Origin of the sequence: Actinoplanes sp. HUAS TT8 (genome assembly GCF_051380535.1) — a bacterium.
In the GTDB taxonomy this organism is placed as follows: domain Bacteria; phylum Actinomycetota; class Actinomycetes; order Mycobacteriales; family Micromonosporaceae; genus Actinoplanes.
In genome coordinates this window covers 4,675,572-4,698,039 of the sequence record NZ_CP195646.1, presented here as the reverse complement: position 1 = coordinate 4,698,039, position 22,468 = coordinate 4,675,572, and the positions used below count along the sequence as shown (strand labels likewise).

20 protein-coding genes are annotated in these 22,468 nt (G+C 70.4%); 7 read left to right on the top strand and 13 right to left on the bottom strand.

All coding sequences use genetic code 11. The annotated features are described in order from the left end of the window. Positions 1-651, bottom strand: a complete 651-nt coding sequence (locus ACSHV8_RS21230) for a TetR/AcrR family transcriptional regulator (RefSeq protein ID WP_436535480.1) — start codon at positions 649-651, stop codon at positions 1-3. Positions 652-829: 178 nt separating this feature from the next. On the opposite strand from ACSHV8_RS21230, the gene ACSHV8_RS21225 reads away from it, so the two are divergent. Both ACSHV8_RS21225 and ACSHV8_RS21220 read left to right on the top strand, forming a co-directional pair. Beyond that, positions 830-2,218, top strand: coding sequence for an MFS transporter (locus ACSHV8_RS21225; protein WP_436535479.1), 1,389 nt, complete (start codon positions 830-832; stop codon positions 2,216-2,218). Positions 2,219-2,252: 34 nt separating this feature from the next. Next, on the top strand, positions 2,253-3,722 hold the full coding sequence (locus tag ACSHV8_RS21220; protein WP_436535478.1) for a family 43 glycosylhydrolase: 1,470 nt from the start codon (positions 2,253-2,255) through the stop codon (positions 3,720-3,722). Here ACSHV8_RS21220 and ACSHV8_RS21215 read toward each other — a convergent pair. Beyond that, a complete protein-coding gene (locus tag ACSHV8_RS21215; RefSeq protein WP_436535477.1) occupies positions 3,697-4,842 on the bottom strand; it encodes an erythromycin esterase family protein in 1,146 nt (381 codons plus the stop codon). The two genes, ACSHV8_RS21220 and ACSHV8_RS21215, sit on opposite strands and share 26 nt — an antisense overlap. Before the next feature lie 139 nt (positions 4,843-4,981). Here ACSHV8_RS21215 and ACSHV8_RS21210 point away from each other — a divergent pair, with 139 nt between their 5' ends. Beyond that, positions 4,982-5,722 carry an ABC transporter permease gene (locus tag ACSHV8_RS21210; protein WP_436535476.1) on the top strand — a complete coding sequence of 247 codons (741 nt, stop codon included), beginning with the start codon at positions 4,982-4,984 and terminating at the stop codon, positions 5,720-5,722. A gap of 10 nt (positions 5,723-5,732) precedes the next feature. On the opposite strand, the gene ACSHV8_RS21205 is transcribed toward ACSHV8_RS21210, so the two are convergent. The 3 genes from ACSHV8_RS21205 to ACSHV8_RS21195 form a co-directional block, all read right to left on the bottom strand. Beyond that, on the bottom strand, positions 5,733-6,344 hold the full coding sequence (locus ACSHV8_RS21205; protein WP_436536848.1) for an alkaline phosphatase family protein: 612 nt from the start codon (positions 6,342-6,344) through the stop codon (positions 5,733-5,735). A 104-nt stretch (positions 6,345-6,448) separates the two neighbouring features. Beyond that, positions 6,449-7,702, bottom strand: coding sequence for a COG4705 family protein (locus ACSHV8_RS21200; RefSeq protein WP_436535475.1), 1,254 nt, complete (start codon positions 7,700-7,702; stop codon positions 6,449-6,451). 131 nt (positions 7,703-7,833) lie between these two features. Beyond that, a complete protein-coding gene (locus ACSHV8_RS21195; RefSeq protein WP_436535474.1) occupies positions 7,834-8,040 on the bottom strand; it encodes a hypothetical protein in 207 nt (68 codons plus the stop codon). A gap of 371 nt (positions 8,041-8,411) precedes the next feature. On the opposite strand from ACSHV8_RS21195, the gene ACSHV8_RS21190 reads away from it, so the two are divergent. Further along, positions 8,412-9,605: a DGQHR domain-containing protein gene (locus ACSHV8_RS21190; RefSeq protein ID WP_436535473.1), complete on the top strand. Its 1,194-nt coding sequence runs from the start codon at positions 8,412-8,414 to the stop codon at positions 9,603-9,605. Positions 9,606-10,132: 527 nt separating this feature from the next. On the opposite strand, the gene ACSHV8_RS21185 is transcribed toward ACSHV8_RS21190, so the two are convergent. From ACSHV8_RS21185 to ACSHV8_RS21150, 8 genes are all read right to left on the bottom strand, one after another. Continuing rightward, on the bottom strand, positions 10,133-12,856 hold the full coding sequence (locus tag ACSHV8_RS21185; RefSeq protein ID WP_436535472.1) for an alkaline phosphatase family protein: 2,724 nt from the start codon (positions 12,854-12,856) through the stop codon (positions 10,133-10,135). A gap of 5 nt (positions 12,857-12,861) precedes the next feature. Next, positions 12,862-14,184 carry an ABC transporter permease gene (locus ACSHV8_RS21180; RefSeq protein WP_436535471.1) on the bottom strand — a complete coding sequence of 441 codons (1,323 nt, stop codon included), beginning with the start codon at positions 14,182-14,184 and terminating at the stop codon, positions 12,862-12,864. Then, positions 14,181-15,092: an ABC transporter ATP-binding protein gene (locus ACSHV8_RS21175; RefSeq protein WP_436535470.1), complete on the bottom strand. Its 912-nt coding sequence runs from the start codon at positions 15,090-15,092 to the stop codon at positions 14,181-14,183. Before ACSHV8_RS21175 ends, ACSHV8_RS21180 begins: the two co-directional genes overlap by 4 nt. 54 nt (positions 15,093-15,146) lie before the next feature. Continuing rightward, positions 15,147-16,343, bottom strand: coding sequence for a HupE/UreJ family protein (locus tag ACSHV8_RS21170; protein ID WP_436535469.1), 1,197 nt, complete (start codon positions 16,341-16,343; stop codon positions 15,147-15,149). An 83-nt stretch (positions 16,344-16,426) separates the two neighbouring features. Further along, a complete protein-coding gene (locus tag ACSHV8_RS21165; protein ID WP_436535468.1) occupies positions 16,427-17,590 on the bottom strand; it encodes a DUF3500 domain-containing protein in 1,164 nt (387 codons plus the stop codon). 609 nt (positions 17,591-18,199) lie between these two features. Next, complete coding sequence (locus tag ACSHV8_RS21160; RefSeq protein ID WP_436535467.1) at positions 18,200-18,799, bottom strand: hypothetical protein; 600 nt, start codon at positions 18,797-18,799, stop codon at positions 18,200-18,202. A gap of 10 nt (positions 18,800-18,809) precedes the next feature. Continuing rightward, on the bottom strand, positions 18,810-19,424 hold the full coding sequence (locus ACSHV8_RS21155; protein WP_436535466.1) for a hypothetical protein: 615 nt from the start codon (positions 19,422-19,424) through the stop codon (positions 18,810-18,812). A 131-nt stretch (positions 19,425-19,555) separates the two neighbouring features. After that, positions 19,556-20,053 (bottom strand): MarR family winged helix-turn-helix transcriptional regulator, encoded by a 498-nt coding sequence (locus ACSHV8_RS21150; protein WP_436535465.1) that lies wholly within the window; start codon positions 20,051-20,053, stop codon positions 19,556-19,558. 42 nt (positions 20,054-20,095) lie between these two features. Between ACSHV8_RS21150 and ACSHV8_RS21145 the strand changes: the two genes are divergently transcribed. From ACSHV8_RS21145 to ACSHV8_RS21135, 3 genes are all read left to right on the top strand, one after another. Further along, positions 20,096-20,989 carry an NmrA family NAD(P)-binding protein gene (locus ACSHV8_RS21145; protein WP_436535464.1) on the top strand — a complete coding sequence of 298 codons (894 nt, stop codon included), beginning with the start codon at positions 20,096-20,098 and terminating at the stop codon, positions 20,987-20,989. Positions 20,990-21,003: 14 nt separating this feature from the next. Then, positions 21,004-21,417, top strand: coding sequence for a hypothetical protein (locus tag ACSHV8_RS21140; RefSeq protein WP_436535463.1), 414 nt, complete (start codon positions 21,004-21,006; stop codon positions 21,415-21,417). 169 nt (positions 21,418-21,586) lie between these two features. After that, entirely contained in the window at positions 21,587-22,411 is an 825-nt protein-coding gene (locus tag ACSHV8_RS21135) for an alpha/beta fold hydrolase (RefSeq protein ID WP_436535462.1), read from the top strand. Positions 22,412-22,468 lie beyond the last annotated feature (57 nt).

The following is a 22,468-nucleotide window of genomic DNA, read 5'->3' as shown; positions in this document are numbered from 1 at the left end:
CTAGATTCCGGTGGTCGGGTCGTTCAGGACGGCGAGGGCACGCATCCAGTTCTCGCAGGTCAGGCGGCGGATGCCGTCGACCAGGGACTGGCCCACGTCGAAGGTCGGGTCGGTCAGGCGCATGAACGTCAGGCCCTCCCACAGGGCGATCACCTGCCGGGCGGTGTCCCGCGGGTCGAGGCCGGGATGGGCCAGCCCGGCCTTCTGCCGGCCGGCGATCAGCCGGGCGAAGATCTCCATGGCCCGCGCGGTGCGCCGGGTGAAGTACTCCCCGGCCGGGTGCCCGGGCGTGGCCGCCTGGCCCTTGAGCACGACGAACAGGCGCAGCCGGTGCTGGCTGGTGACCACGGTGGCGTCGGCGTTGCCGCGCAGCGCGTCGAGGTCGAGCATCGCGCCGGCATCGGTGTCGACCTGGATCTCCGCCTCTAGGTCGTCCATCCGTTCCAGGGCGGCCACGAGCAGGTGGTCCTTGGTCGGATAGTGATAGAGCACGGTCGGCTCGCTGGACCCGGAGCGGGCGGCCACCAGCGCGGTGGTCACCCCGTCGTGGCCGAGCTCGTCGACCAGGTCGACGACGGCCAGGACGATCTGCTCACGGCGCTCCTTGGAGCGCTGGTAGGGGCCGCGTTTGCGGGACGGTGCGGTGTTCATGCCAACCTCCGACGCGAATGTTGAGTGGAAGCTAGCAATCGAATCAGCAGGACGGCAAGACCTCGGGAAACATCCTTGACACGGAACCCAAACTCACTCTTTACTCAGCTTTCACGTGAGCCAGGTCGCACCGGCTCCGTCCTCAACTTTTTCTTTCCGGGCCGCTCAAGGGGTTCCCGTGTCTGTTGATCAAGCACCGCCGGTCCACCTCAGCGGCAAGCCGTTCCGCCGCTACCTGCTCTGGTACACGCTCGCGTTCGCCGCGATCACCGCCGTCTGGGGCGGCATGCTCGGCGTGCTGCTGCCCAACCAGGTCCAGATGATCGAATTCGGGCACTGGTTCACCGGTGCCGACGCCGGAATCGACCTGGCCGCCCTCAACGACCTGAAAGCCGCGGTCGCGTCCGGGGCCACCACCGCCACGGCCGACCAGCAGCGGCTGCTCGACCTCCTGGCCGGCTTCGACGCCGCCCGCGCCCAAGCGTTGTCCCTGGTCACGTCGCTCGCCGTGGTCGCCACGATGCTGGTGCAGCCGGTCGTCGGCGTGCTCTCCGACCGCACCCGCGGCCGGTTCGGGCGGCGGGCCCCGTGGATGGTGTTCGGCGCGGTCGTCGGCTCCGGCTTCCTGATCGCGGTCCGCTACGCGCCCACCATCGCGATCCTGGCCCTGCTCTGGACCTGCGCGCAGACCGTGCTCAACATGATCCCGGGAACGCTGCAGGCCACGGTCCCGGACCGGGTCGCCGAGGAGAAGATGGGCACGACCTCCGGCATCGGTGGACTGGGCAACTTCGCGGGCGGCATCGTCGGCGGAATCGGGGCCGGGGTGCTGCTCCCGGTGCTCGGACTGAACATCATTTACGCGTACGCAATCCTGGTCTTGATCGGGGTTTTCGGTTTTGTTTTGCTGGTGCGGGACCGGCCGTCGAGTGATCTGGTCGTGCCGCCGCACCGCTGGGGGCCGTTCTTCCGCGGCTTCCTGATCCCGCTGCGCGACCACGATTTCCGCTGGGTGTGGCTGGCCCGGATCCTGCTGACCTTCGGTTACGCCGCGTCGACCACGTTTGCCCTGTTCATGCTGCAGAGCTACATCACGCCGGCGCTGAGCCTGACCGAGGCGACCCGGACGGCGCCGCTGCTGACCGCCGCGTCGCTGCCCGGCACGATCGTCGCGCTGCTGCTGGCCGGCCGCTACTCCGACCGGATCGGGCGCCGCAAACCGCTGGTCATCGCCGCGTCCGTGCTGATGGCCGGCTCCATGCTGATCCCGCTGCTCTGGGCCGCGCTGCCCGCGCTGTTCCTGCAGAGCATCCTGGCCGGGGTCGCGTTCGGCATCTACCTGCCGGTCGACCAGGCCCTGTTCATCGACGTCCTGCCGGACCGCGAGGCCGCCGGCCGTGACCTGGGCATCGCCGGTCTCGGCTCCAACCTCGGTCAGGCGCTCGGCCCGGTCCTCGCCGGTCAGGTCGTGGCCCTGGCCGGCGGCTACCGCGGGGTCTGGGCGGTCGCCCTGGTCCTGTCCGCGATCGCCGCGGTCGCCATCCTCCGAGTCCGCACCGCCCGATGACTTTCCACACCGCCCGATGAGGGGAAAAAGTTCCGTGCCCGCCCTGCCCAGCCCGCTACTGCCCGGCTTCCACCCGGACCCCAGCGCCGTGCTCGTCGACGGCGTCCACTACGTGGTCACCTCGACGTTCGAGTACCTGCCCGGCCTGCCGATCTATTCCAGCCACGACCTGATCACCTGGGAGCACATCGGCAACGTGGCGACCCGGCCGGAACAGCTCGGCATCGAGGACACCGCGTCCGGGCTCGGCGTCTGGGCGCCCACACTGCGTCACCACGACGGCCGGTTCCACCTCATCGTGATCGTCACCGGCAGCCCGCGCGGCTGTGTCGTGTTCACCGCCGAGGACGCGGCCGGGCCGTGGGACGACGGCGTCACGATCGACGGGATCGAGGGCATCGACCCGGACCTGGCCTGGGACGACGACGGCAACGCGTATGTCACGTACTCGGCTTTCGTGGTCACCGGGCCGGACGCCGGCACCCATCACGGCATCCGGCAGGTCCGCGTCGACCTGACCGCCGGCAAGATCCTCGGAGAGCCGCGCCAACTGTGGTCCGGCACCGGGCGGCAGTTCCCCGAGGCGCCGCACGTGTTCCGGCGCGGCGAACATTGGTACCTGATGATCGCCGAGGGCGGCACCGAACGCGGGCACGCCGTCAGCATCGCCCGCGGCCCGGCGATCACCGGCCCGTTCGAGGGCGCGCCGGCCAACCCGATCCTCACCGCCGCCGGCTTCGGCGGGCCGATCCAGTGCGTCGGGCACGCCGACCTGGTCGCCGGCTCGGACGTGATGATCCTGCTCGGGGTGCGGCCGCTGGGCCGTACCGCCGCGTTCTCCCCGCTCGGCCGGGAAACCTTCGCGACCACCGTGACCTGGCACGACGGCTGGCCGGAAGTGGCGCCGCTGCCCGCGCCGCGCGCGGTTCCGGTCGAGGAGCACTTCGACTTCGCCGACCCGGCGGCGCTCGACGATCCCGGCTGGCTCGCCGTCGGCCGCCCACCCGCGCAGGTCGCCTCGCTCACCGAGACACCGGGCCGCCTCACCCTGCACGGGATCGCCGGCGGCCTGCGAGCGTCGCGGCCCGCTTTCCTCGGCCGACGACAAAGACAATTGAGCAGTACGTTCACGGCCATGCTGGACGCGAGCCGGGGCGCCGGCGGGCTCGGCTGCCGCTACGACGAGACCTTCCACGTGACCGTCGAAGCGCGCGGGACGACGGTCACCGCCACCGCCCGGGTCGCCGACCTGGAGCAGAGCTGGACCGCGTCGGTCCCGCCCGGCGAGGTCGAGCTGCGCATCGAGACCGTGGTGCCGGAACCGGGCGGGGACGGCGCCGACCGGATCCGCCTGATCGCCGGGGACGTGTGCCTGGCCGAGCTGGACGGACGGTACTGGTCGTGCGAGACGGCGGCCTCGTTCACCGGCCGCGTCACCGGCGTCTACGCGGCCGAGGGCACGGTCACCGTCAGTCGCTTCACCTACTCGGGTGGGCCCGCTTGAGGAAGACCAGGCTGTCGATCCGGTCGAGGTGGGCCGGGTCGAGCGGGAAGTAGGCGAAGTCGGGGGAGACACGCGGGACGAGACCGGTCAGGGAACGAACGTCGACCAGGGAGTTGTCCCAGGGGAGCGTCGACAGGACGCCCTCGATCGTGTCCGGCGCCGGCACGTCACCGCCGACCTCACCGAACGCGGAGGCCAGGTACGCGAATCGGTCGCCCAGCCGGGCCGCGAGGATCGCGCCCGCACTCCACATCTCGACCCGATGCTCGCCGAGCGACATGACACTCTGATTCCGCTGCAGGTGCAGGTTGTGGGTGAAGACCAGGGCCGGCCCGTGCTCGGCGACCGCCTGCAGGTTCGCGGCCATCATCGCGTCACGCAGGCCGGACAGCCGGGAGATCCGGGCCGGGGACGTGTCGGCCATCCCGTGGTGATAGCGGAGCAGGCCGATCGCGGTGCGTCCGTACAGCTCGGCCCGGTCCCGGTCGGCCCGGCTCAACCCCGGCACCTGAAGGTCGAGCAGCGCCAGCAGATCGTCGGCGATCACCCGCAACCGCTGAGCGTCGGCGGACTGCCCGATCGACCGGGACGGGTCCATGACCGTGGCCTCGTCCGACCAGCGTTCATCGGCCCCGAGCAGCGTGTCCAGGGTTTCCCCGGAACAGGGAAGGGGGCCGTCGAGCAGGTCGAACAGGCCGGTCATGGCCTGCCGCGGACTGGCCGCCCAGTATTCGAGAGGGCCGTCGAAGCCGAAGAACCGCACCTTCTCGTCGTGCTGCTCGTTGTGGTCGCGCATCCACTCCACCAGGTCGCGCATGCCCGGTGACGCGCCGAAACCGTGGCTGAAGCCGCGCTCCAGAACGTCGTCGAGGTCACCGGCGCCGGTCGTGACGAAGTCGTCCACGAGCAGGCCCAGGAGACAGTCGCTCTCGACGGCCAGCGCGCGATAGCCCTCGTGCTCGACCAGGTGCCGGAAGATCTCGTTGCGCAGCTCGCCCAACTCGGGGACGAAATGGCGGGCCTCGCCGAGGCCGAGCAGCCGAGGCCGTACGGGAAGGGATTGCAGAAATGCTGAGATGCCCGCGCCGTCGCACGGACGGGCCACGTCCTGAATGTTCACCCCTTCAACGGTATCGTTGAACAAACGGTTGAAGCTTTCCCGGCGATGTGCACTTCCTACTGCGAAAAACCCTCAATCGACAAAGTGGGGGAGGGCTTCGCGGTCGGCAGGTCCGGGCCGCGGGCGGTGTAATCGAGCGATGACCCAGGGGACGATCTCGATCGGGCCGGTTCTGGCCGTGGTGCTCGGCGGGCTCGCCCTGATCGCGGTGGCCGCGGCCGCGATCGGCCGCTTGGGCGTGTCCCGGGCCGTGGTCACCGCCTCGGTCCGGGCCGTGGCGCAACTGGCGCTGGTGTCGTTGCTGATCACTGCCGTACTGCGATCGTGGTGGTCGACCGGTGGGTTCGTCGCGGTGATGTTGCTGGTCGCGGCGGCCACCTCGGCCCGGCGCGTCAGCACCCTGCGGCGCGGCGGGCTCGTGCTCGTACCGATCGTGGCCGGCGCCGTGACGACCGGTCTGCTGATCATCGCGACCGGTACCGTGCCGCCGACCGAGATCGCGGTGCTGCCGATCGCCGGGATCCTCATCGGCGGGGCGATGACCGCGACCTCGCTCGCCGGCCGCCGGGCCCTGGACGAGCTGCGCAACCGGCACAGCGAGTACGAGGCCGCCCTCGCCCTCGGCTTCCTGCCCCGCGACGCCGCCCTTGAGATCTGCCGGCCCACCGCGGGCCAGGCCCTGGTCCCGGCGCTGGACCAGACCCGGACGGTCGGCCTGGTCACGCTGCCCGGCGCGTTCGTAGGTGTGCTGCTCGGCGGCGGTTCGGCCGTCCAGGCCGGCGCCACCCAGCTGCTGGTCCTGATCGGGCTGCTGGCCGCCGAGGCGATCGCCGCCGCGCTGACGCTCGAACTGGTCGCCCGCGGTCTGCTCCGCCGGTGAGGCGGACCTTTCACAGGTGGAAGTCGGCGGTCATCGGTGTGGCGGTCCGCGCGCAGCCCAGTGCGGGCAATCCGAGCAGGTCCTCGGTGGTGCGCAGGGTCGCACAGTGGTCGTACGGCCGGGTGGCGACGACGTGCCGGGTCGTCGGCGAGAGCACCACCGTCGGGATGTGATTGTCGGTGAGTGAGCCCCCGTCCCACGTGATGATCACGACCAGCCGGCCGGCCCGGTAGTCGGCGCCGGCCAGGATGCGCGGAACCCACCGTGCCAGCCAGCCGTCGCCGCCGGCCACCACGTTCGCGGGGCAGCCGGGCCCGCCGTGCATGTCGTGGCACGCGTTCGGCGAGACGAACGAGTAGGCCGGGAGCCGGCCCGCGGCGAGATCGCCCGGCAACGCACTGCCGAGCTCGACCTGGCCGATCGAACAGAGCCGGGATTCGGTGGTGTAGTACGGCACGGCCGTGTGCCGGACCAGGAACTTCCCGTCCGTGCTGTTCCGGCGGGCGCACGGGCCGGGCAGGTCCTCGGCGTAGTTGCGCCACGGACGGTGAGCGGCGTCGAGCTGGGCGAAGATGCTGGCCGACCGGATCGGATGGTGGCGCGGTCCCTTGTCGTCGCAGATGCCGGCCGTGCGTCTCTCAGGGAGGGCGGGGGCAACGGCGACCGCCCGGCCGCACCCCCCCTTTCAGGGGTGTCGCCGGGCGGTCGCGAGCCGAAAGACGCTGCTCAGACGCCGTCGTACTGGTTCAGCGTGCCGGCGAGCGTGGTCAGCTTGGCCGCGCAGCCGGCCTGGCTCGGGTTCGCCGCCCGCAACGCGGTCAGCACCTCGTCGATCTGCCCGTCGAGCACGTGCCATTTCGCCGAGTCGCGGGGCTTGAGCCCGGCCTCCGCGTCGTCCCAGGCCACCTCCAGGTCCTTGACGCGGGTCTTGCCGCCGGCCAGGTCACTCGCGGCGACCTTGGCCTGCAGGTCGGCGGTGATGGTGGCGAACGCGGTCAGGTTGCCGAGCTTGGTGGTGGGGTGCACGACCTTGGTCACCGGCGCCGTCGCACCGGCGGCCGGCGCCACCACGGCCGCGCTCGGCGTGGTCGTGCCGCTGTGCAGGGCGCTCAGGCCGGCCCCGGCGATCGCGATGACCACCGCGGCGGCTCCGGCCCAGGCGTAGTCGCCGCGGGCACCGCCGAGCGGCCCCTGACCCTTGACCGCCACGCCGTGCTTGTTCACCAGCAGCTGCTCGCGGACGACCAGGATGACGATCACCGCGAAGAACAGCAGGCTGGTGGCGCTGGCACCCAGGTCGAGGCCGCCGAAGTCCTTCGACTGGGTGAGCAGGTCACCCAGGGACGCGCCGAGCGGGCGGGTCAGGACGTACGCGATCCAGAAGGTCAGCACGAGACTGGCGCCGAAGCGGGAGGCCAGCCAGGTCACCAGGATCAGGCCGGCGAAGATGATCGTGCCGGTGCGGAAGCCCAGGCTGAGCGCCTCGGTGGCCAGGTCACCGGAGGCGGTGCCGAGCGCGAACGTGGTCAGGATCGCCCCCCAGTAGAACGCCTCCCGGCGCGGGGTGTCGATCGACGTGATGGCCAGGGTGCGCTCCTGGCGGTACCAGGTGAGGAAGACGACGGCCAGGATGACCGCGAAGACCGTGGTGCTCACGTACAGGCTGACACCGAGCGTGTCGGTGAAGAAGTCGGTGATCTGGGTGCCGACGATGCTCACCAGCACCACGCACAGCCAGTAGATCCAGGGCGTGTACTGCCGGGTCCGGAACTGCAGGAACAGGGCGACGGCGAGCACGGTCATCATCACCGCGTCGGTCACCAGCGGGCCGAGCCCGACGTTGACGGCCAGATAGTCGGCGAACGTCTCCCCGACCGTGGTCGACAGAACCTTGATCACCCAGAACGTGGCGGTGATCGCCGGAACCTTGGTCAGCCAGGCGCTCCTGGTGCGCGTGGCCAGACCGCTGGAGTACTCCATCGTTTCTCCTGTCAGTGCCGAGTCCGCCACGCGGGGCGGCAGCGGGTCGGTGATGACGATGGGGGTGCGGTCCTGAGACCGGCCTGAAAATCGCCACCGGATGTTTTTCCGGCATCCGGCCGCGGCCGGGATCAGCGGTATGTCAGCAGCGGTCCCGCACCGGCGGCGACCAGCGAGATCACCAGGGTCACGGCGGCCAGTTGCCGGGCGTACCGGCGGGCCAGGAACAGCAGGACGCCGAGCACCCCGACCCCGGCGGCGACGTAGGTCGCCGTCCCGAGCAGCCCCTGCACGCGAGGCCAGGACGCCCCCGCGTAGTAGCCGCCGAGGACCACCACCGTCGCCCAGACGGCGCCGCCCTGCGCCGTACGTGGCCTTCGGTGGCGGGCAGCTGGCCGGGCAACGCGACGACGTCGGCCGGGGCGATGCGCCGCGTCCCGTCGGCCGGTTCCCCGGCTGCGGACAGCACGGTCAACCGGCACCGGCCGCGGCCTAGCTGGCCATTCCCAGCCGAGTATCCCGTCTGATTCTTAGCCCCGAAGTCAGCACAGATCTATTGTGGAGATCTGCTCGGCAGATCCGCTGGTCGGATCCAGCATGCGGATTCCAACAGTTAGATCTGCCGCGAAGATCTGAAAAGTAGATCTGTTGCGCAGATCTACCTGGCCGGGTAGTGTTCGGACTCCAACATCAACGCCTTGGAGATCAGATGACCGAGACACCCCTCACCGAGACCACCCGCCTGTACGGCGCCCTGTGCGTGCAGCGCGGCATCCCAATGCTGCAGACCTACGCGCCTGCCCCGCTGCTCGCCAAGCAGGGTCGCATCGACGTTCACGATCCAGAGACCGAGTCTGGCTATCAGCGCCAACTGGTGACTGCCCGTACCAAGCAGACCGCCGAGTACTACAAGGATGGCGGACTTATGCCAAACCCCCTGCTGGTTAACGTCCGCGACGAGGATTTCGAGAACGGCGTTGTCCTGGGCATCGACGAGGACAGCGACGGTTACGACGCGGCGGTTGAGAACGGTGGCAACTGGATCGGCACCGGCTACATCGAGATCCAGCCCGACGTGCCGCTGTGGGTCTACGACGGTCAGCACCGCCGTGCTGGGTTGCGCCGGCTGGTCGACGAGCAGGCCGAATTCGACGAGTTCCCCACTCCGGTCAGCATCACCTTGGGCCTGACCACTCGTGCCGAGATGAACGAGTTCTACCAGGTGAATACCAATGCGAAGGCCGTCTCGACCAGCCTGGCCTTCACGCTGCTGGCACAGCTCGCCCAGACCGACCACGCCTTGCACGATCGTCTGGTTGCCGGGGAAAAAGACTGGATCACACGCGGGCAGAGCGTGATGGACGAGCTGGAGAAGCTCAACGGGCCATGGACCGGCCGGTTCCAGCCCGCGAACACGCGGAAGCGCGCTGGCGACGGCATGATCATGCCGATGCCGATGTTTGTTCGTTCGCTCAAGCCGGTGCTAGACATGCCGCTGCTCAAGCAGGCCGACGACGTCACCGTCGCGAAGATCCTAAACGCATACTGGCGCGGTATCGCCCAGGTGCTCCCTGAGGCGTTCGCCGGCCAGCCCGAGGACTACGTGATCCAGAAGGGGCAGGGCGTCGTCGCCTTACACCGCGTCCTGCCGCTGGTCATCGAGGTGGTCCGGGCCAATGGCGCCGGTCTCGGTAATGCCGATGCGTATGCCGAGGTTATGACGGATCTACCTACGCTGTCCGGCTATGCCGTGGTCAATGGCGAGCAGACCGTGGTGGACGGCCCCGAGTTCTGGAAGGTCGGCTCTGCGGCTTCCGGGTTTTCCGGTGACGCTGGCCGTCGACGCCTGGGCCAGCTGATTCAGTCCTTGCTGCCCAAGCCCTCGGAATCGCTCAAGATCTAGCGTCGTGGCATCCGCCGGAGCCCCCGCGGCCAGGACGACCGCGGGGGCTTCGTGCGTCTCGCTCCCGAGCTTGGCCTGGACATCGGATCTAAGATGTGGCACCAGCGCGCGCATCAACCCCACCCAGCGGCCGACGAGCACGGCCCAGCTGCCGTGCCGGCGGGTGAACGCTTCCGCCCGGGCCCAGCGCGCGTCGCCGACGAAACGACCGGCGCGGCTCGTCGTGATGGCCGGCCCGCCGCGCCGGCCGATCTCGTAGCCCACCGAGTCGCCGGCGATCGCCGTGACGACCGCCAGCGCCACCACCAGCGGCAGGTTCAGCCGGCCGGTGCCGGCCAGGACACCGCCGACCAGCAGGGCCGACTCGCCGGGCAGGACGAGACCGACGAATGCCGCCGACTCACCGAAGGCGAGAGCCCCGATCACGAGGTAGGTCAGCCACAGCGGGACCGACGTGATGAATTGCAGCACCTGGTTCACGGCCGGACGGTAGACCGGCCGACCTGAGGATTCGGTGAAGACCGAACTCAGTCGGTGTCGGTGGAGGGCAGGTAGGCACCCGGGACCCGGTCGGGGGTGACCAGGGTGGTCTCGCCTGGGTAGGGCAGCTTCCAGTCGTGGGCCTGGTACCAGGTGAAGTGGTTCATCTGGGCCGGGTTCGCGTAGTCCGGCCGGGCATCCGGCCCGGTCAGCCGCTGCCCGGCCGTCCAGGTGTCCCACGCCGCCGCGAGCGGCCGGGCGGCGGCCGGGATCACCGCGGTCGGCGCGGACGCGGCGGCCGGGTCCTGGGCGGCCGGCACGTCCTCGCCGCACGGCGGCGGGGTGGCCAGGCCGAGGGTCAGCGAGGTGCGGTTCGGCACCGCCGTGTACGGCGTGTAGTCGGGCCGCCCGGTGAAGGCCGGGTACATCGGGGTCGCCGCGCTGTCCTTCTGGTTCATCGGGTGGATCCCGAGGATCTGCTCGATGGTCCGGATCATCGTGATCTGCGAGTAGTAGCGACTGTCGACCACGCCGTGCCGGGCGTACGGGCTGATGATCTGGATCGGTGCCCGGTGACCGTCGATGTGGTCCAGGCCGGCCTGGGAGTCGTCCTCGACCACGAAGATCGCCGAGTCCTTCCAGTATTTGCTGTGCGAGATGGTGTCGACGAGCTTGCCGACGGCCAGGTCGTTGTCGGCGACCTGGGCGGCCGCGTTGGGCGGGCCGCCGGTGTGGTCGCTGGAGAACCAGAACATGTTCAGGTCGGCCGGGCCGTTGCGCTGGAAGTCCCGCTTCCAGATCTCGTAGCGGTAGATGTCCGGGACGCTGGTGTCGTACTTCGGGAACCCGGCGACCGAGACGCTGTTGAGCGACGGGATCGGGGAGGCCGAGACCATCGGGTACGCGGTGTCCGCGCCGGTGGCGGCCATGCTCCGGGTGTCGCAGTACAGGTTCTGCCAGGTCGCGCCGGCCGGCTTGGTCAGGAACTGGTGGAACTCGCCGAAGTCGCGCACGCTGCGGCCGGCCGCCTGCGCGCCGGTCCAGATGAAGCCGCTGCGCTGGTGGCCGAGCGCGTCGTCCTCGGTGTCGTAGCTGCGCAGGTACTCGCCGGCCGAGGACTCGGTGTACTCCGGGTCGTCGGCCTGCATCAGCCAGTTGTGTCCCTCGGCCGAGTTGGTGCCGATGTCGTACGTGTTGTCGAAGAGCCCGAACTGCCGGGCCAGGGCGTGCTGGTTCGGTGTCACGTTGGCGCCGAACGTGGTCAGCGCCGGATCGCCGTCGCCGCGCGTGTCGTCGCCGAAGAGCTGGTCGTACGTCCGGTTCTCCTTGACCACCAGGAACACGTGCTTGATGGTCGACGGGTCGCCGAGCCGGATCGGCACCGGCACCGGGCGGGCCGCACGCCCGGCCGCCTTGACGACCGAGCCCGGGGTCCACCCGTTCTGGGCGAAGACCTTGGCCGTGTACGCCTTGATCAGCACGTCGCTCGGCAGCCGGAACCGCTGCAGGCTGGAGGTGGTGTCGTGGGTGCCGTGCCCGGCGGCGGTGGTGGCCCGCCGCGCGTCGATGCCGCGCGTGTTGGAGACCAGCACCTCGCGGCCGACCGTGGTGATCTCGGCCGGGAAGTAGTCGGTGGGCAGCAGTCCGACGTAACTGACCGGTTCGAGGGCGCCGCGGTACCGGTAGACCGCGATCGCGTCGGCCCGTCCGAGCGTCACCAGCAGGTGCCCGTCGCCGGTCAGCGTGATCGCGTCCGGCTCGTACCCGACCGACGCCTCCGGCCAGGGCCGGGTGGCGATCGTCTGGACGACCGCGTCGCGGGCGGTGTCGATGACCGAGACGTCGTTGGTGGCGGTGTTGGCCACGAACAGGGTCCGGCCCGAGGCGTACAACGCGGTCGGGTGCAGGCCGACGTCGATGCTGCGCACAGGGGCCGACAGGTCGGTCAGGTCGATGACGCTGACCGTGCCGGTGGTGGTCGCCGCGGTGACCGGGTCGGCCGGGACCGGCGTGTTGTACGAGTTGATCGTGGTGTCGCCGGGCCGGGCCGCCCGGCCGCCCTCGTTGCTGACGTACAGCCGATTCCCGACCGCGATCAGATCGCGCGGCGCGGTGCCGACCGTCCAGCTGTGCGTGATCGCGCCGCTCGCCGCGTCCAGGGCGATCACCCGGTTCTGGCCGTTGACGGCGGAATAGACGGTCGAGCCGTCGGGGGAGAAGACCGCCTCGGAGGCGAGGGCCCGCTTGGCGCCGTCGGCCGGGATCGTGACGAACGACGGGTCGGCCAGGCTGCCGTCGGCGTTCACGGTGAACCGGCGGTACCCGTCGGCCTGGCCGAGCCACAGCTGCTTGCCGTCCGGCGAGTAGGTGGGTCCCTCCTGGCCGACGTCGTTGCCGCTGATCCGCAGGTCGGCCGCCGCGCTGTTGCCGATCAGCTGCTGGGTCCGCCAGGTCTTGAGGTCGACGACGGCCAGGGCCATTCCGCCGTCGGTGATCGCGGCGGCCAGGTGCGTGCCATCCGGGCTGACCACCGACGACATGATCTTGCCGTTGTCGATCACCAGCCGGTCGCCGATCGGGTCGAGGTACTGATCGGAGGAGACGACGCGGCCCTTGGCCGTGACCTCGCCGACGCGGTCGGTGCCGAAGAACCACGTCGAGCCGTACGCCGTCCCGGCCCCGACCGTGACCACCGCGACCGTTGCCGCCGCGGTGAGCAGCGCGAATCGCCCGCTGCGCCGCTTGACGAGCCGGCGTCGTGACACCTGCATGCGCGTCATCCCTTCGTGAGCAGCTCGACGTTGCCGTCGAACTGCCAAAGCGGGTTCGGCGCATCGCCGTTGCCGGTGCGCACCACGAAGTAGCCGTTGACCTCCTTGGGGCCGTCGCCGTCGGCGACGTAACGCCCGTCCGGGGTGATGTCGAGCTGGTAGACGGCCTGCCCGACGGCGGCGATGCCGGGCAGGTGCCAGGTGACGACGCAGCGCCAGTCGTTGCCGGCCCCCTCGGCGTCGACCAGGCCGCCACCCTTGCCGCAGGCGGCGCTCGCCTGCAGTTGGCCCTCGGTGACGTCCGGGCGGTGCAGCTGGGCGGCCTGCAGGCGGTAGAGGTGGGCGAACGCGACGGCCAGGGAGCGCTGCACCCGGTCCTGGGTGATGCCGGAACCGGCCGCGCCGGGCACGGCGGCCAGCAGCACGGCGACGGTCAGCGCGGCCAGGACACCCAGCGGCAGGACGCCACCGAGCAGGGCCCGGCGCCCCGACCCGTCGTGGGCGAGGTCGGTGAAGTCACGACGTACGAAAAGCAGATAGGCCGCGGCGGTCGCGGTGATCGCCCACAGCAGGCTGACGACGACCCCGATCAGCAGGGGAGCGAGCTGCGCCGGGGTGGTGAACAAGCCGTTCCAGGAGATGAAGGCGTAGCCGGGCAGGGCCAGGCGGACCGCGACCGGCAGCGGCAGCATCTGCGCTACCTGCATGGCCAGCGCGACCAGGGCGGGCAGCAGCAGGCCCATCGGGTTGCGGCCGAGCACGACCGAGCCGAGCAGTCCGATCGCGGCCAGCGCGAGGGTCGGCGCGAGCGCGGCCACCCAGGCCAGCAGCACCCGCAGAGCGGCGTCACCGGGGGTGAGCAGGTGCCCGTCGAGACCGGTCAGCGGATGATCGCCGACCGCGATCAGGCCACCGGCGGTGGCGGCGACGGCCAGCCCGGCGACCATCAGCAGGATCACGGTCAGGCTGGCCAGCGCCTTGGCCACGAAGATCCGGCGCGGCGAACGAACCGCGACGAGCAGGTGCCGCCAGGTGCCGAGGCGGTCCTCGGCGGCGAACACGTCGCCGGCGGTCAGCGAGGTCAGCAGCGGTAGCGCCCAGGTGCCGGCGAAGCCGAGCATCACCAGCGGGGCGGCCCAGCCGCCGGCCAGCATCTCCCGGCCGAACAGGGTGTCCACCGGCAGGGTGGACTGCCGGCTGACCCCGATGACGAACAGCGCCGGCGCGATCCAGCAGGTCAGCACCAGCAGCCGGATCCGCCACTGGGAGATCAGCTTCACGATCTCGAAGCGCAGCCCGCGGGTGAACGGCACGGTGATCGCGGTCATCGCTCGTTTCCTTCGGTCAACTCCAGGAACGCCGCTTCCAGGGGCGACACCACCGGGGTGAGCTCGCGCACCGCGACACCGGCCCGCACCAGCCGCACGATCAACTCGTCCAGGGCCGGCACGAGCGCGCGGACCACGAGCGCGTGACCGGCGACGACGACCCCGGGCGTCTCGTCCGCGATCCGCCGGGTGGCCGCCGGATCGGAGGTCACCAGGCGGTAGTCCAACTCGCGGTGCTCGGCGACCAGTTTGCTGATCGGGCCGGAGAAGACCGCCCGCCCGGTGTGCAGGATCGTCACCTCGGAGCAGAGCGCCTCGACGTCGTCCATCCGATGGCTGGAGAGCACCACGGTCGCGCCGCCGGCGGCCAGCGCGGTGAGAACCCGGTGCACGTAGCGTTTGCCGGCCGGGTCGAGGCCGTTGGACGGCTCGTCGAGCACGAGCAGTCGCGGCCGGGTGATCAGAGCGGCGGCCAGCCCGAGCCGCTGGCGCATGCCGAGCGAGAAACCGCCGGTCCGGTCGTCGGCGACGTCGGTGAGGCCGACCTGGTCGAGCACGTCGTCGACGGCGTCGTGAGTGGCCCGCCGGCCGCGCAGGCGGGCCGGCGCGGCCAGGTTCTGGCGGGCGGTCAGCGACGGGTAGAGGCCGGGACCGTCCACGAAACCGGCTACCCCGTGCGGTCCGGCCAGCGCCCGTGAGACCCGCGTGCCCAGGATCTCCAGCGTGCCGCCGTCGGCGACGGCCAGGCCCAGCAGCAGGCCGAGCAGGGTGGTCTTGCCGGCGCCGTTCGGCCCGACCAGGCCGTGGATCTGCCCGGCGGCCACGTCCAGGTCGACGCCGTCGAGCGCGACGACGTCACCGAAGCGTTTGACGACCGCCCGGGCCCGGATCGCATGATCGGCCGACACGTCTCCCTACTTTTGTGTTCATCGATGAATTGGGCCGGGTGGCGGGGGTGAACGTCAGTCGAACGGAATCGGTACGGAATCCGCAATCATCGATGTGCGGGCCGGCCGTCTCGCGCCGGACCGCAGCCGTGGCCAGGCCGCCGCGACCCCGGCGGTGGCGGCCAGCAGGGCCGCGAGGGCGAACGGGTGCTCGACGAGCTGGTCCGCGACCCGGTTGAGCGGGTTCGTCGCGATCAGCGTGGTCCGTTCGGCGAACCAGGCGCCGGCCAGCACGATCCCGCCCCCGGCGAGCCCGCGCCGGATCCACGGGTACGCCCCGGTCCGGCTCAGCACCAGCAGGGACGGCATCACCAGGGCGACCACGATCAGCTGGGTCAGCTCGATCCCCAGGTTGAATCCGAGCAGGTTGGTGACCAGCGAGCCGCGGGTCAGCCCGAGCTGGTCGATCAGGGCCGCGAAGGCGAAGCCGTGCATCAGCCCGAACCCGGCCGCGATCCACGTCTCGCCGCCGGGCACCAGCGGCCGGATCGCGTGCACGCCGGAGACCAGCACGGACAGCGCGATCAGGGCTTCGACCGGGCGGGACGGCACCGACAGGTAGCCGAGGGCGGCCAGCGCCAGGGTGATCGAGTGGCCGACCGCGAACGCCGACACCACGTGCACCACCCGCACGCAGTGCCGTCGCAGGTCACCGCCGCGAACCCAGCGTCCCCGGCGGGCCGGCAGCGGTGCCGGCAACAGCAGCATGATCAGGAACAGGAGGTGGTCGGCGCCCCCGGCGATGTGCCGCACCCCGAGCCGCATCGCCGCCAGGAAGCCCGCGCCGGCCGGTGCGGTGTCCGGCACCGCGATGGTGTGCTGCCGCCAGTCCAGGATCCCCAGGGTGGTGTAGTCGTCGCTGTGGCCGGACCGGACCGCCACGAACACCTGGTGCGACACGATCTTGTGCAGGATCGCGTCGTACGTGAGCGACAGGTTTTCGGTCTTGGTCGGGGTCAGCGTGAGGTCGAAGATCAGATGGTCGACGCTGTCGACCTGCTCGACGCGCCCACCGGTCAGCCCGACCGTCCACGACCCGGCCGACGTGTGCGCGAGCACGTAACCGCGCAGCTCGGCCAGCCGGTCCGGCTGCACGACGCTGCTCGCGGTCAGCGTCTCGTCCAGCGCCACTTCGAGGCGGTCGATCGGCAGCTCGATCTCGCCGGTCACGTTCGTGCCGCCGGTGTCGAGCAGGATCGCGGTGGTGCTCATCGGATGCGCCGAGGCCGGAGAGAAAGGCAGAAAAGCGATTATTACGTACGTGATGAGCGCGCACGCCGCCAACCGGGCGACCCTCACGACGGCTTGGTGCTGCCGTAGTCGTCGGTCTTGTCGCGGTACACCGAGTGGTAGTGGATGTTCGGCGTGCTCATGCTGCGCGTGTTGATGAACTCGATCCACACGCTCGGCCCGTCGATGCGCAGGTAGCTGCTCTCGTCGTCCGGCCCGGTGTTGTTGGCCCAGGCGATCTTGGTCGAGTCGAGTTCGGACGTGTACTTGGCCAGGAGCTTGGCCGCCGCGTCGTCGGCCAGGTCGTCCACGTAGGGCGCGATCGCCGCCAGCACCAGTTTCTTCTGCGCGTCGGTGAGCGTCGACACGGCCAGCCCCTCGGACGCCGGGAACTGCCCGTCGTCGTGGGTCGGCCCCATCATCAGGTCGTCGTAGGTCCCCGAGGTCAGCTTGGCCGCAGCCTTCTCGCTGTCACCGAGCGACGCGATCATCGCGAACATGGCCGTCGACTCGTCCTTGACCGGCGCCACGGTCTGCCCGCCGGACTCGAACGAGGTCGGCTCCGACCCGACGAACTGCGGGGTCTGACTGACCTTGGTGCCGTTGTAGGTGAGGTTGCGGGCCAGGTGGTGCCCGCCGAACTGGACCATGAACGGGTCGGTGGCCGACGGCGTGCCGTACACCGCGACGTAGTAGTCGACCAGGTTGCCGAATCCGTCGGCGCCCTGCCCGCCCAGCCCGTTCAGGTAGTCGTCGGCCTTCTGGATGTTCAGCACCTGCTGGTATCCGTCCGCGCTGAGCGCCACCTTCATCATCGCCAGGGCCGCGGCGCGTTGCGTCTCGCTCAGATCCTTGAGCGCGACGCCCTTGCGCGCGACCGTGCTGGCCGGAAAATTCGACCAGGTCTGCCGCGACTGATTGTCGGTGAAGGCCAGGTTGATCTTCGCTTTGAGCGTGTCGTCCAGCGTGGCCAGAAACGCGTTGGCCGCGGTCACCACCTCGGCGGTGTTCGCCCCGCCCGGGCTGTCCCCGTCGGTGTTCAGATTCACCGCGGTGAACGTCTGCCCACCCATGCCGCCGCCCGGGCCGCCCTGCCCGCCACCGGGTCCGCCCCGGCCACCACCGGCCGACGAGGAGGTGGGGGACGCCGAATCGGAGCCGCCGCACCCACCGGCGGCCAGCAGCGCCGCCACCGCCACCCCGGACAGCACCTTCGAATTTCGCAGCATGAACCGGCCGACCTTTCTGTCAACGCGTTGGTCCCGCCCAGCATGCTGCCCGTCCGGCCCCGAGAAAATGTCCGAACGACAATTCTTACGCCATTCTTAAAGGCCATTCCCCCGTACGTGATAATCCTTTGCCTTTTCATATGTGTTTGAAAGGCCATTCACAGGTATCGCTGCACGCGGAACGGGTCAGTACCGGAAACCGCGCACCAGCTCCCGCAGGTCGCCGGAGAGTCGGGCCACCGTGGAGATTTGACCCTGCGACTGGATGACCTCGGCCTCGGCCTGCCGGGCGCTGCCGGCTCCGGGCCGCGGTCGCGTCGGCCAACGCCTGCCGGCCGGCGGTGCTCCCGGACTCGGCCGGCGAGTCCAGGGCGCCGCCAAAGCTCTTGTCGGCCAGGTCCAGCGCGCCGCCCGAGGCGATCAGAGCCTCGCCTTTGACCAGGTCACCGGTCTTGGCCAGCGGAACCAGCTGCTGGTCAGGGACTTGGCGCCACTGGGCCAGGCCGTCCGGTTCCGTGGCGATCAGCGCGGGACGGGCGGCATCCAAGGTCGTGGTCTATCCGTTAACCGCCCGGTGGGAAGGTCTGACTGATAGCCTCCACCGTTTTGTCACAGAAGGCGGTTCAGCGTGTCCGTGTCGTTCTGGGTGACGGCGCAGAACCGCCACCGGGCGTCGGCGCCGCGGATCAGGGTGACATTCATGGTGGTCGGCGGCAGAGCAGGGCGCTCGGTGGTCACGTGCGTGGTGCCGCGGGTCGTGGTGCGCTGGTGGATCGGCTCGCTGCCCCGCACCGCGGTGATGTCCAAGGTCACCTGGGCGCCGGCCGTGGTCGGGCCGACAATGCTGGTCAGCATGGGTGCGGCCGGTTGGACGTAGGCGTTCTGATCGACGTACGTCTGCAATTGTCTTGTCAGGGAATCGGCGGCGGCGCATCCGGCGACGGTGATGGTGCCGGCCAGGCCGGGGTTGGGGTTGGCGATCAGCCACTGTCCGTAGGTGATCAGCGAGCCGACGACCTTCGGCCAGCTGGTGCCGGTGTTGGTCAGGGCGGGTGCCTTGCTGGTGGGGACTGCTTTTGTCTTGACGGTCGGCGCGGACGCGGATGCGGGTGCGGGTGTGGATGCGGCGACGGTGGTCGCGGCGGTGCAGCCGGTCAGAGTGGTCAACGCGGTGATGCCGGCGAGCAGGGCGGCGGTGAACGGGCGCATGGCGGGATCCCTAGAGGACGGTGACGGCGGCCGAACGGCCGATCATGGTTTCCTGGGTGACGCCGCTGACCCGGTAGGTGGCGTCCAGCCAGATCTCGTAGTTGTGGCCCTTGGCCAGCCCGGTGATCGTGGTCGTGAGGGTCTTGCAGGTGTGGGTGGGTGCGAGCGTCAGCCACGTGGTCGGCGCACCGCTGTTCGGGATCGCGGCCACCCGGTAGGTGAGCACGGACGGGTCGCTCAGATCGGTCCAGCGCGCGGTGATCGTCCCCGTTCCGGCCGTCGCCGCGACCGGGACGTTGGTGGCCGGGCCGAGCATCGGCGAGCAGTTGGCCGTCGGCGCGACCGACCGGATCACCGCCGGCGACGTCGACGTGGCGGGGGAGACGGCCAGGTAGAGGCCGGTCGACGTGGCCACCGGGTGGTAAGCGCCCGGAGCGACCTGGGCCGGCGCGACCGTCGGCGCCGCCGCGCCACCGGTGCTGTACCAGGCCGGGGCGAGCGGCGCCGGCGACGTGACGGCTCCCGCGGGAGCTGTGGTGGTGCTTGTCGTGCCGGCCGCGCAGGCGCCGGTGGTCAGCACGGCGGCGCCCGCGGCGGTGGCGAGGAGCATCTTGCGAACGTTCATGGTGCGGGCCTTCCGACGAGGTGCCCGCAGAATTCGGCGGCCGGCCGGCCACCATGAGAAGTGGCCGGTCGGACCGTCCTCAGCCGTTCTTCAGGAAGCGGCGCTCAACACCTCACCGATCGGCCGGCGGGTCAGCTCAGGCGGTCGTCCTCGGCCACCGTGTTGAGGCGGTCGCGCAGTTCGGCGGCCTCGGTCGCCCCGAGCACGGCGACGACCTGGTCCTGGGCGGACTGCCACAACCCGTACGCCGCCTCGAATTTTTGTTTTCCCTGGTCGGTGAGGGTGACCGTGACGCTGCGGCGGTCGCTCGGGTCCTGGCCCAGGGTGATCAGGCCGTCGCGCTGCAGCGGGCGCAGGGAGTGCCCGAGGCCGGAGCGGTCCAGCACGAGCACGCGGGCCAGCTCGTTGATCGAGGCCGGGCCGCCGACGGCGAGCTGGCTGAGGATCGCGAACTGGGTGGACCGCAGGCCGGCCGGGGCCAGGATGCCGTCGTAGAGCGCGGTCAGTCGCCGGGCCGCCTTGCGGGCCGCCGTCGCGTAACAGTTCTGCACCACGGACTGCATCTCGGGTACCCACCTCGGGGCCTCCAACGCCGGGTTCCGGCCGATCATGCCAGCAAAAACGGGCATGTGCCCATAATCACTACGGGCATATGCCCCTATCCTCGGGCGTTGCACCGGCCGTCCGACACCGATCACCGCGAGGAGGCCACCATGACCGGCCACATCCTGATCACCGGCGCGGCCGGCAAGACCGGCGGCTACGCCGCGAAAACCCTTCTGAACCAAGGCCATCACGTACGGGCGTTGGTGCGCCGCGCCGACGAACGCTCGGAACGGCTGGCCGCCGTCGGCGCCGAGATCGTCGTCGCCGACCTGCTCGACCTCGACGCCGTCGTGAAAGCGGCCGACGGGATCGACGCCGTCTACCTGGCCTACCCGATCGCCCCGCGCCTGATCGAGGCCAGCGCGATCTTGCTGCAGGCGGCCGAGGAGAACAACGTCGCGGCGATCGTCAACATGTCGCAGATCTCGGCCCGGCGCGACGCCGTCAGCAACGCCGCCCGCCAGCACTGGATCGCCGAACGGGTCCTCGACCACTTCACCGGCGCGGTCGTCCACCTGCGGCCGACGTTCTTCGCCGAGTGGCTGACCAGCTTCTTCGACGCCGCCACGGGCCAGTTGCGGCTGCCCTTCGAGCAGGCGCGGCACGCACCGATCGCGGCCGAGGACCAGGGGCGCGTCATCGCCGCGCTGGTGACCGACCCCACGCCGTACGCGGGAAAGATCCTGAAATTGCACGGACCGGTCGAGCTGAACCACCAGCAGATCGCCGACGCGATGACCCGCACGCTGGGGCGCCCGGTCACCTACGTGCCGATCAGCCTCGACGAATTCGGTCGCGACCTGCGGAAACGCGGCTACGACGAGCACTTCGTCCAGCACCTGCTGGCCGTCGCCGTCGACTACCGCAACGGCATCTTCGCCGGCACGAACGACACCGTCGAAACCATCACCGGCCGGCCCCCGCTGACCGTCGAAGCCTTCACCGAACGTCATTTTTAAGGAGAAACACGATTATGGGTACGAAGATCTGGCTGATCACCGGCGCAACGTCCGGTTTCGGCCGCGAACTGGCCACCACCGTGGCCGCCCGCGGTGACACGGTCATCGCCACCGGCCGCCGGCGCCCGGCCCTGGCCGGGGTGTCGGTGACCGCGATCCAGCCCGGCACCTACGGAACCGGCTTCGTGACCACGGCGACGGTCGTACCCCCGGACGACGTCTACGCCCCGACCGTCGGCGCGTTCCTGCAGACCGTCGCCCAGCTCGGCCCGGACACCGTGGGCGACCCGCGCGAGGTGGTCGCCGCCATCCTGTCCGCGGCCGACAACCCGACACCGCCGCTGCGGATCGCGGTGGGGGAGGAGGCCCGCGCCGGCATCCGCGCCGCCCTGCACCAACAGCTCGACGAACTGGCGAACGCCGCCTGAGTCCGGCTTTTCCGGCGACCCATCACCCCACATCGTCCACCCATCGGTGACACCATCTCACCTGAACGTGTGAGCGATCCGGCCGGCGGGCGTGTCTCGTGTGCGGGCGGCGGCCGGAGGTTGGCTATCGGAGGCGCGGGGAAGACCGCGCCCGGAACAGGAGGCCTGGATGCCCACCATCACCACGACCGACGGCACGGAGATCTTCTACAAGGACTGGGGCTCGGGGCAGCCGATCGTCTTCAGCCACGGCTGGCCGCTGTCGGCCGACGACTGGGACACGCAGCTGCTGTTCTTCCTGCAGCACGGCTACCGGGTGGTCGCGCACGACCGCCGCGGGCACGGCCGGTCCGCGCAGGTCGCCGACGGGCACGACATGGACCACTACGCCGATGACCTGGCCGCCGTGGTCGAACACCTCGACCTGCGGGACGCCGTGCACGTCGGACACTCGACCGGCGGTGGCGAGGTCGTGCACTACATCGCCCGGCACGGCGAGAGCCGGGTGGCCAAGGCGGTGCTGATCAGCGCGGTGCCGCCGATCATGGTGCAGACCGAGGCGAACCCGGGCGGCCTGCCGAAGAGCGTTTTCGACGACCTCCAGACCCAGACGGCGACGAACCGGTCCCGGTTCTACCGTGACCTGGCGGCCGGCCCGTTCTACGGCTTCAACCGGCCGGGTGTCGAGCCGTCCGAGGCGATCATCGAGAACTGGTGGCGCCAGGGCATGATGGGCGGCGCCAAGGCCCACTACGACGGCATCGTCGCGTTCTCGCAGACCGACTTCACCGACGACCTGCGCAAGATCACTGTCCCGGTGCTGGTCATGCACGGCGACGACGACCAGATCGTGCCCTATGCGGACTCGGCTCCGCTCTCGGCCGCGCTGCTGAAGAACGGCGTGCTGAAGACGTACGCGGGCTTCCCGCACGGCATGCCGACAACGCAGGCCGAGACCATCAACGCCGACCTGCTGGCCTTCGTCCAGTCCTGACGTCACCGCCGGGGGCCGGGCCGTGAACCCCGCGGCCCGGCTCCCGGGATCAGGCCG

What these genes read in the sequence shown, in the direction of transcription:
- ACSHV8_RS21200 (WP_436535475.1), bottom strand. Translation starts at nt 7,702, where the DNA reads ATGGAGTACTCCAGCGGTCTGGCCACGCGCACCAGGAGCGCCTGGCTG.
- ACSHV8_RS21210 (WP_436535476.1), top strand. Translation starts at nt 4,982, where the DNA reads ATGACCCAGGGGACGATCTCGATCGGGCCGGTTCTGGCCGTGGTGCTC.
- ACSHV8_RS21150 (WP_436535465.1), bottom strand. Translation starts at nt 20,053, where the DNA reads ATGCCCGTTTTTGCTGGCATGATCGGCCGGAACCCGGCGTTGGAGGCC.
- ACSHV8_RS21135 (WP_436535462.1), top strand. Translation starts at nt 21,587, where the DNA reads ATGCCCACCATCACCACGACCGACGGCACGGAGATCTTCTACAAGGAC.
- ACSHV8_RS21185 (WP_436535472.1), bottom strand. Translation starts at nt 12,856, where the DNA reads ATGCAGGTGTCACGACGCCGGCTCGTCAAGCGGCGCAGCGGGCGATTC.
- ACSHV8_RS21190 (WP_436535473.1), top strand. Translation starts at nt 8,412, where the DNA reads ATGACCGAGACACCCCTCACCGAGACCACCCGCCTGTACGGCGCCCTG.
- ACSHV8_RS21180 (WP_436535471.1), bottom strand. Translation starts at nt 14,184, where the DNA reads ATGACCGCGATCACCGTGCCGTTCACCCGCGGGCTGCGCTTCGAGATC.
- ACSHV8_RS21165 (WP_436535468.1), bottom strand. Translation starts at nt 17,590, where the DNA reads ATGCTGCGAAATTCGAAGGTGCTGTCCGGGGTGGCGGTGGCGGCGCTG.
- ACSHV8_RS21230 (WP_436535480.1), bottom strand. Translation starts at nt 651, where the DNA reads ATGAACACCGCACCGTCCCGCAAACGCGGCCCCTACCAGCGCTCCAAG.
- ACSHV8_RS21160 (WP_436535467.1), bottom strand. Translation starts at nt 18,799, where the DNA reads ATGCGCCCGTTCACCGCCGCCCTGCTCGCCGGCATCACCGCGTTGACC.
- ACSHV8_RS21140 (WP_436535463.1), top strand. Translation starts at nt 21,004, where the DNA reads ATGGGTACGAAGATCTGGCTGATCACCGGCGCAACGTCCGGTTTCGGC.
- ACSHV8_RS21155 (WP_436535466.1), bottom strand. Translation starts at nt 19,424, where the DNA reads ATGAACGTTCGCAAGATGCTCCTCGCCACCGCCGCGGGCGCCGCCGTG.
- ACSHV8_RS21170 (WP_436535469.1), bottom strand. Translation starts at nt 16,343, where the DNA reads ATGAGCACCACCGCGATCCTGCTCGACACCGGCGGCACGAACGTGACC.